Origin of the sequence: Rathayibacter sp. AY2B7 (assembly GCF_002931635.1) — a bacterium.
Taxonomy (GTDB): Bacteria; Actinomycetota; Actinomycetes; order Actinomycetales; family Microbacteriaceae; genus Rathayibacter.
Map to the genome: position 1 here is coordinate 23,378 of NZ_PSUC01000030.1, position 6,302 is coordinate 29,679.

Sequence of the window (6,302 nt, forward strand, 5' to 3'; positions counted from 1 at the left end):
GGAGATGCCGCAGGGCCGCGACGAGCCGCGCCGGGAGTCCGCCGTCACTCCCGCTCGTCGCCCTCCCAGCCCCAGTGAGGGCTGCGGCCGCCGGCGTCGCGACGGGCCAGGAGCAGGAGGAAGACGAGCTGGACGGCCGCCGCGAGCACGCCGGTCGCGATCGCGAAGACAGTGGGCGCGTGGTCGAGGATCCAGCCGAGGATCTCCCCCGGCTCCTGACGGCCGAGCCCGTAGAGCGCTCCGCCGGTGAGGAGGAAGAGCAGGTAGACGACGACCCCGGTCAGCAGCGACGGGCCGAGGACGCGGTGGACGGCGGGACGGGCGGCGAGGGTCACCATCGCGACCAGCACGGCGACGACGCAGACCGCCACCGACACCGGCCCCAGCAGCGGACCGGCGTCGCGCTCGGGCACGACGTCCTGGTCCAGCAGGAGGCTGAGGACCCCGAACGCGCAGACGACCAGGGCGAGGTAGAGGAACCCGGCGAAGCCGGCCAGCGCGAGGCCGTAGCCCAGACCGGCTCCGCGGCCCTGCCCCTGCCCCTCCGGAGTCACGACTGCGCGGCCGCTTCGCGCTCGGCGTTGCGGCGCTTGACGCCCCGGGCACGGCCCGCGATCGCGGCGCCGCCCCAGACGCTCGCCTCCCGGCCGAGGACGCCGGCAGCGAGGACCGCCGCGAGGACGGCGGGATCGCGGACGTAGTCGAGCGCGAGGGAGCGGTCGATCGGCAAGGCGAGCGGTCCGACGGCGCTCCAGCCGCCGACCAGCGCGGCCGCGGCCGTGAGGAGGGCGACGAGGAAGCCGCCGAGGACGTAGGCCCACCAGCCCGCGCGGTTCACGACCAGCACGATCAGCGCCAGGCCGACCAGGAACGCGGCCACCGGGGCGAGGAAGAGCACGGTCGGTGCCGCGTCCAGCGCGAGGGCGACCGGGTCGCCTCCGACGCGGTCGACGAGGAGGCGGATCGCCGTCAGGGCGACGAGGTACAGGACGGCGAAGACCGCGGTCGTCAGGAGGGCGAGCGCGAGGCCCGCGAGACGGTTGCCGGAGCGCCGGACCGGCTCGGGCTCGGCCTCGACCGGCCCGAGGGCGCTGGGGGCGGACGCCGCGACGGCCGGGGCGACGGGCTCGACGGTCGGCTGCCGGCCCGTCACGGGTTCGGGCCAGACGTACTCCCGGGTCGGCTGGGGTCCGGTTCCGCCGGACGTCTCGGTCGCGGAGGGGATCCGCGTGGTCTCGGCGTCGCTGCTCCAGGTCACCCGGACAGCATAGGCACGCCTTCCGCCGCGCCCGGTGCGCCGCGCGGCTCCCCGTCGACGGGGGACAGCGCCGACCGTCTACTCGAGCGGGTGGAGGAGGCGGTGCAGGAACTGCCGGGTGCGCGGCTCCCGCGGCTCCCGGAGGATCTGCGCAGGGGCGCCCCGCTCGACGACCACGCCGTCGGCCATGAAGACGACCTCCGAGGCCACCTGCCGGGCGAACTCGAGCTCGTGCGTCACGACGAGCATGGTCCAGCCCTCCCCCGCCAGCTCCCGCATCAGCGAGAGCACGTCGCCGACCAGCTCCGGGTCCAGCGCCGAGGTGGGCTCGTCGAAGAGGAGCAGATCGGGCCGCAGCGCGAGCGCCCGGACGATGCCCACGCGCTGCTGCTGACCGCCGGAGAGTTCGAAGGGGAAGGCGCTCCCCCGGCCGCCGAGGCCGACGCGCTCGAGCAGGCGCTCCGCCTCCGGGACCACCTCGGACGCGGGACGGCGCTGCACTCGCAGCGGCCCCTCCGTCACGTTCTGGAGGACGGTCAGGTGCGGGAAGAGGTTGAAGTGCTGGAAGACCATCGCGGAGTGGTCGCGCAGCCCGGTCAGCGCCTTCCGTCCGACGCCGCGGTCGAAGTCGAGGACGCTGCCGTCGGCGAGCTCGACCACCCCGCCGTCCGGCACCTCGAGGCTGTTCAGCGAGCGCAGGACGGTGGTCTTGCCCGAGCCGGACGGCCCGATCAGGGCGACGACCTCGCCACGATGGACCTCCAGGTCGATGCCGCGCAGCACCTCCACTCCGCCGAACGACTTGCGGAGGCCGCGGGCCGTGAGCACGGGCCTGGCGTCGGTCGGAGTGTCAGCGGGCGACATAGCGGTCCAATCGCTTCTCGAGCAGGCCCTGGCCGCTGGAGAGCACCAGGCAGATGAGCCAGTAGATCAGAGCGGCCTCGAGGTAGAGGAGCATGAACTCGCTCGACGCGGTGGCGATCTTCTGCGCCTGCCGGAAGAGCTCGGTCACCAGGATGAGGGAGGCCAGCGAGGTGTCCTTCACCAGCGAGATGAAGGTGTTCGACAGCGGCGGGACGGAGACGCGCGCGGCCTGCGGGAGGATGATGCGCCGCAGCGAGAGCGAGCGGCTCATGCCGATCGTGTGCGCCGCCTCCCACTGCCCCTTCGGGACGCTGAGGATCGCCGCGCGGATCACCTCCGCCGCGTAGCCGCCCACGTTGAGGGCGAACGCGATGGTGGCGCTGGGCCAGGGGTCGATCTTCAGTCCGAGGCTCGGCAGCCCGTAGAAGATCACGAACAGCTGCACCAGGAGCGGCGTGCCCCGGATGACGGAGATGTAGGCACGCGCGATCCAGGAGAGGATCCGCACGCGGGAGAGCCGCATCAGGGCGACCGCCAGCGCGAGCACGAGCCCGATGGCGAAGCTCGCCAGCGCGAGCGGGATCGTCCCGACGATGCCCCCGGAGAGGATCGGCCAGAACGACCGGAGGACGAGATCCATTGTGTTCTCCCGCCTTCGCGGGAGGATCCGCGGTCGGCTCGATCGGGTGGTGGCGTCGGGGGCGGATCGTGTCCGCCTCATGGGGAATGCTGGCACGCTTCGCGCCGGGGCGGGCGCCCTTGCGGGCGGACCCGCGGCCTGAGCCGCTCCGCCGCTCCCCGCGTCGGGGCGGCTCACGTACGAGACGGCCCCTCCCGGAAGGGGAGGAGCCGTCTCGGGGCCGGGCTACTGGGAGACGTCGGCTCCGAAGTAGCGCTCGGAGATGGAGGCGAGGGTGCCGTCCTCGCGCAGCTCGTCGAGGGCGGAGTCGACGGCCTCGACGAGGTCGTCCGAGCCCTTCGGGAAGGTGAAGGCGCTCTCGGAGGTGTCGTCGGTGGTGACGGCGACCTTGAGGCCCGCGGCCTGGTCGGGGTAGGTCGTGGACCAGTCGAGCCAGGTGAGGCGGTCGTTCACGGTCGCGTCGACGCGGCCCTGCTCGACGAGGGCGATGGCCTGCGCCCAGCCCTCGACGCCCTCGACCTCGGCGCCGTTCTCCTGCGCGACGGTGTACCAGTTGCTCGAGAGCGACTGCGCGGTGGTCTTGCCGGAGAGGCCGGCGAGGTCGGTGATCGAGGTGTCGCTCGAGGGGACGATCACGACGCCGGGGCTGACCGAGTACGGCTCCGAGAAGTCGTACTTGGCCTCGCGCTCGTCGTTGATCGAGACCTGGTTCGCGATCACGTCGAAGCGCGCTCCGTCCAGGCCCGCGAACATCGCGTCCCACTGCGTCTCCTGGAAGTCGGGCTCGACGCCCAGCTTCTCGGCCACGGCGGTGATCACGTCGACGTCGTAGCCGGTGAGAGCTCCGGTCCCGCCGTCGGCGTGGAAGGAGAAGGGCGGGTAGGTGCCCTCGGTGCCGATGGTGAGCTTCCCCGAGTCCTCGACCTCGGCCAGGGTCAGGCCGGAGCTCGCGGAGGCGGTGCCCTCGCCGCTCGAGCCGGAGACCACGTCGTCGGTCGAGGCGGGCGCGCAGCCGGCGAGGACCAGGGCGGCGGCGGCGGCGGTCGTGCCGAGCAGGACGCGCAGGGAGGTGCGGGCGGAGAGGGTCACGGTGTTGTCCTTCGGTGCATCACGGAGTCGTGGCGGTCCCGCTGCGCCGGATGCGGCGCGGGGATCGACGAGGGGACGGGTCGTCCCGGGGCGGACCGCTGCTCGGCGGAACCGCCCGGAGTGACGATAACCAGTGGAGGGGGCGGCCCTATTCCCGGATGTCGCCGTGTGACGCCGGGAGTCCGGCCAGGAAGTGCTCGGCACCGGCGACCTCGTCGCTCGTGAGGCCCGTCGCCGACTCCGGACGCACCAGGTGGAAGGGGGTGCTCTGCTCGCGGGCCCAGTCGTACGCGTCCTCGTGGAGGTTGTCGTCGATCCACACCACGGCGTCGATCGCGCCGCGCTCGGCGGCCGCCTCGAGCCACACCGCGACGGGCTGGAGCTTGCCCGTCCGGCCCGGGAACCGCGGGTCGCGCGGGAGGCCGCCGTCGAAGACGATCGCCTCCGTGCCCGCCGGCAGCCCGAGGTCCTGGGCGAGGACCCTCGTCAATCTCGGCGGCCAGGTCGTGGCCCACACGATCGTGCCGACCGCGGCCAGACGGGCGACGAGCGCTGCCCGCTCCGGCTCGAGCTCCAGGCGGTGCGAGCCCGAGGCGCGATCGCTGCGGACGGAGGGGTTCAGGACGCCGTCGACGTCGAGCAGGATCAGGGCGGCCATGCCTGTCACCGTAGCGGCGGCGGGGCGGATCGCGCGAGGAGCGCTAGCGTGACGGGATGCCTCCGTCCCTCCTGCTGCCGGGAGGCCGCACAGCCGCGCTGGGGCCGGATCCCGTGCGACCGGAGGCGCTGCTGCTCACGGTCGACGGCGCGGAGCAGTCGCTGATCGATCCGGGCGATCCCCGTGCTCTGCACCTCGAGTACCTCGCGCGCCTCGGCGCGGTGGTCGACGCCGCCGCCCCGCCCGGCGAGCCGCTGCGCGTGCTGCACCTCGGAGCCGGAGCCCTGGCCCTGGCCCGGTACGTCGCCGCGACCCGGCCGGGCTCCGAGCAGCTCGCGGTGGAGAGCGCGGCAGGACTCGTGGAGTTCGTCCTCGAGCACGCGCCGCTCCCCCGCGGCGCGCGCGTCCGGCTCCTCACGGCCGACGCCGCAGGCTCCCTGCCGCCCTGGAGCGCCGACCTCGTCGTGCTCGACGTCTACGACGGGGACGAGATCCCGGAGGCGTTCTACCGCGCGTCCGTCCTCGCTCCGCTCGCCGCCCGGGTCGGCGCCGACGGGCTCCTCGCGGTCAACGTCGCCGACGACGCCGACCACCGGAGGCTGGACCGCCTGCGCGGGGTCGTCCGGGAGCTGCTCCCCGTCACCGCCGCGGTCGGATCGACGGCCTTCGTCGAGGGGCGCACCGGCGGGAACGCGATCCTGCTCGCCTCAGGCTCGGCGCTCGCCGACCACGTCGCCGGCCGCCTGCTGCGCGCCGGCCCGCACCCGGTCTCCGCCGCGGCGGATGGCGACGTCGTGGTCGCCGAGGTGGCGGTAGAAGTCGACCCGTGAGTCGAGAGTGACGCCGGTCTCGAGGTACTTGGCGCGGATCCGCTTGATGTAGGTGCGGACGGTGTGCTCGGCGACGCTGAGGTCGACCGCCACGGTGCGGACCGCGGCACCCGCTCCGTAGGCGCGCATCACACGGCTCTCCTGGGGGCTCAGCACCGGGCGGCGCTCCTCGCGCCCGTGCACGAGCCGGTGGCGGGCGGTGTCCGAGATCCAGGTCCGGCCGGAGGCGACGGAGACGACCGCGGCGGCGAGCTCGCTGGGGTCGTCGCCCTTCCAGACGTAGGCCGCTCTCTCCCGTCGCAGCACGGCCCGCACCGGCTCCAGGGAGTCGGAGGAGGAGAGCACGACGAGGCCGACGGTCCGGGCCGCCGCACGCTCGAGGGTGTCGGCCACCTCCTCGCCGGGCACGCCGTCCAGGTCGAGGACCGCGATGCGGTCGACGCCCTCCTCGTCGTGCGAGAACTGCGGCAGCAGCTGCGCGAGCAGCGCCTGCAGCGCGGCGCGCTCGATCGCTGGTCCGTCGACGACGGCCAGCGTGAACCGATCGAATCCGGTCACGGGGGTCCCCTAGCAGGGGCAGGTTCGGGTCCGCCCCGGCTGCACCGTAGCGGTCCGCGACGTCGTCGTGCACGTGATGGGACATTCCGTCTCAGTGAGAGGACGCCCCCAGAGCGCTCCGGATCGGCTCACGGAGCGCGTGGAGGACCACCCGCGGCACCGTCTCCCGTGAGAGGACGCCCCCAGAGCGCTCCGGATCGGCTCACGGAGCGCGTGGAGGACCACCCGCGGCACCGTCTCCGGCTAGTGTCCCTCTCCATGGACGACAGCGCAGAGGGCTCCCGGCGGGCCCGGAGGATCCCCGCGGAGCAGGTCCGCAGCCGCATGATCGCCACGGCGCGCGACGTCGTCTCGAACCACGGCCTCACGGTGAGCTTCGCGCACCTGCCCATGGAGGAGTACATC

At 73.7% G+C, this 6,302-nt stretch carries 7 protein-coding genes; all 7 read right to left on the reverse strand.

Annotated features, from left to right (window positions below):
- Positions 1 to 44: 44 nt before the first annotated feature.
- The 7 genes from C5C27_RS07415 to C5C27_RS07445 all read right to left on the reverse strand — a co-directional run bounded on the left by C5C27_RS07415 (position 45) and on the right by C5C27_RS07445 (position 5,897).
- A complete protein-coding gene (locus C5C27_RS07415; RefSeq protein WP_104314024.1) occupies positions 45 to 554 on the reverse strand; it encodes a DUF6121 family protein in 510 nt (169 codons plus the stop codon).
- Positions 551 to 1,258 carry a hypothetical protein gene (locus C5C27_RS07420; RefSeq protein WP_104314025.1) on the reverse strand — a complete coding sequence of 236 codons (708 nt, stop codon included), beginning with the start codon at positions 1,256 to 1,258 and terminating at the stop codon, positions 551 to 553. The genes C5C27_RS07415 and C5C27_RS07420 overlap by 4 nt, the downstream gene beginning before the upstream one ends.
- Positions 1,259 to 1,336: 78 nt before the next feature.
- Entirely contained in the window at positions 1,337 to 2,122 is a 786-nt protein-coding gene (locus tag C5C27_RS07425; protein ID WP_104238073.1) for an amino acid ABC transporter ATP-binding protein, read from the reverse strand.
- Positions 2,109 to 2,762, reverse strand: a complete 654-nt coding sequence (locus tag C5C27_RS07430; RefSeq protein ID WP_104224574.1) for an amino acid ABC transporter permease — start codon at positions 2,760 to 2,762, stop codon at positions 2,109 to 2,111. The genes C5C27_RS07425 and C5C27_RS07430 overlap by 14 nt, the downstream gene beginning before the upstream one ends.
- A 225-nt stretch (positions 2,763 to 2,987) precedes the next feature.
- The gene (locus C5C27_RS07435) at positions 2,988 to 3,851 is read right to left on the reverse strand and encodes an amino acid ABC transporter substrate-binding protein (RefSeq protein ID WP_374953121.1); all 864 of its coding nucleotides are present in this window, start codon (positions 3,849 to 3,851) and stop codon (positions 2,988 to 2,990) included.
- Between the two features lie 148 nt (positions 3,852 to 3,999).
- On the reverse strand, positions 4,000 to 4,509 hold the full coding sequence (locus C5C27_RS07440) for an HAD domain-containing protein (protein WP_104224575.1): 510 nt from the start codon (positions 4,507 to 4,509) through the stop codon (positions 4,000 to 4,002).
- 707 nt (positions 4,510 to 5,216) lie between these two features.
- The gene (locus C5C27_RS07445; RefSeq protein ID WP_104255699.1) at positions 5,217 to 5,897 is read right to left on the reverse strand and encodes a LuxR C-terminal-related transcriptional regulator; all 681 of its coding nucleotides are present in this window, start codon (positions 5,895 to 5,897) and stop codon (positions 5,217 to 5,219) included.
- Positions 5,898 to 6,302: the final 405 nt, after the last annotated feature.

Coding starts and splice junctions, on each gene's coding strand:
- C5C27_RS07425 (WP_104238073.1), bottom strand. CDS start 2,122: ATGTCGCCCGCTGACACTCCGACCGACGCCAGGCCCGTGCTCACGGCC.
- C5C27_RS07430 (WP_104224574.1), bottom strand. CDS start 2,762: ATGGATCTCGTCCTCCGGTCGTTCTGGCCGATCCTCTCCGGGGGCATC.
- C5C27_RS07440 (WP_104224575.1), bottom strand. CDS start 4,509: ATGGCCGCCCTGATCCTGCTCGACGTCGACGGCGTCCTGAACCCCTCC.